The 1,398-nt window shown below is 31.3% G+C and carries 2 protein-coding genes; both read left to right on the top strand.

Annotated features, from left to right (window positions below):
- The first annotated feature begins 44 nt into the window (after window positions 1–44).
- Window positions 45–572, top strand: a complete 528-nt coding sequence (locus QO182_RS19435) for a helix-turn-helix domain-containing protein (RefSeq protein ID WP_371563716.1) — start codon at window positions 45–47, stop codon at window positions 570–572.
- On the top strand, window positions 572–1,398 hold an 827-nt coding region (locus QO182_RS19430; protein WP_371563713.1), incomplete at its 3' end, for an IS3 family transposase. The genes QO182_RS19435 and QO182_RS19430, both read left to right, overlap by 1 nt.

Genomic DNA, 1,398 nt, shown 5'->3' with positions numbered 1-1,398 from the left:
ATGCACTGCCCCCAAAAAGTTAGACACTATTTGGGGGTATTTTTATGGAAAGAAAAGTCAAGTATGATTACGCATTTAAACTGGAATGTGTAAAATTAGTTACCAATGAGCACTATTCCTGTGCATCGGTATCGAATAAAAAAGACACTAGTGAATCTAATATTCGTAAGTGGGTTAGTTTTTACAGAGAATATGGCAAAGTTGGATTGTTGCCTAGGAGGAATCGGGTTTATTCCATTGATTTCAAACAAAAAGTATTACTCTCAATTGATAGGGATTCATTATCATTAAGAGAAGCTCGTTTGAAATTTAATATTCCTACCGACTCAACTATTATCAAATGGAAAAGAGATTTTGTTAACTTTGGTTTGAAGGGATTAGAACCTAAACCCAAAGGCAGACAAAAATCTATGAGTAATTTTAAACGCAAAAAACGTAAATCTGATAAACCATTAACTAGAGAGGAAGAACTTCTTTTAGAGAATGAAGCATTACGATGTGAACTTGATTTTCTAAAAAAGTTACAAGCCTTAATTCAAGCCGAAGGGAAAGCCAAAAAGCGCAAGTCATAATGGAATTAAGGCATCAGTATGATTTAAATTTACTTTTAAACCTTACAAACGTGGCACGTAGTAGTTTTTATTATTATCAAAAACAAAGTAAAATACCTGATAAATATAAGGCTATTAAAGAATGGATTAATTCAATCTATCACAAGCACAAAGGCCGTTATGGGTATCGAAGAATAACAGACGAACTAAACAACAAAGGAATAATTATCAATCATAAAACGGTTTTAAAGTTGATGAACTTACTAGGGTTGAAAAGTGTTATAAGGGTTAAGAAATATAAGTCTTATAAAGGAGAGCACGGGAAAATAGCTCCTAATATTTTGGCGCGCAATTTTAAAGCAGTTGCACCAAATCAAAAATGGGCAACCGATATAACCGAGTTTAATGTCTCGGGTCAAAAATTGTATTTATCGCCTATTATTGATTTATTTAATCAAGAAATAATTAGCTATGAACTCACAGAACGGCCAGTGTTTAATCAAGTAGTTATGATGCTCAAAAAAGCATTTAAAAAAATACCAAATAACACTAATCTAACACTGCACTCAGATCAAGGCTGGCAATATCAAATGAAACAATATCAGAATTTGCTGAAAGAAAAAGGGATTGTACAAAGTATGTCAAGAAAAGGAAATTGTTTAGACAATGCAATAATTGAAAACTTCTTTGGAATATTAAAATCTGAACTGTTTTATCTTAAAAAATATAAATCAGTAGACCAATTAAAAAAAGAGATAAACCAATACATAAACTATTACAATAATGATAGAATCAAGTCGAATTTAAACAAAATGAGCCCGATACAATATCGAGCTCATTATTATCA

The organism is Flavobacterium sp. Arc2 (assembly GCF_041431385.1).
In the GTDB taxonomy this organism is placed as follows: Bacteria; Bacteroidota; Bacteroidia; order Flavobacteriales; family Flavobacteriaceae; genus Flavobacterium.
This window is presented reverse-complemented; position numbering and strand designations above follow the sequence as displayed.

Bases quoted from the DNA above. Each gene is read 5' to 3' on its own strand.
- QO182_RS19435 (WP_371563716.1), top strand. From the start codon at position 45: ATGGAAAGAAAAGTCAAGTATGATTACGCATTTAAACTGGAATGTGTA.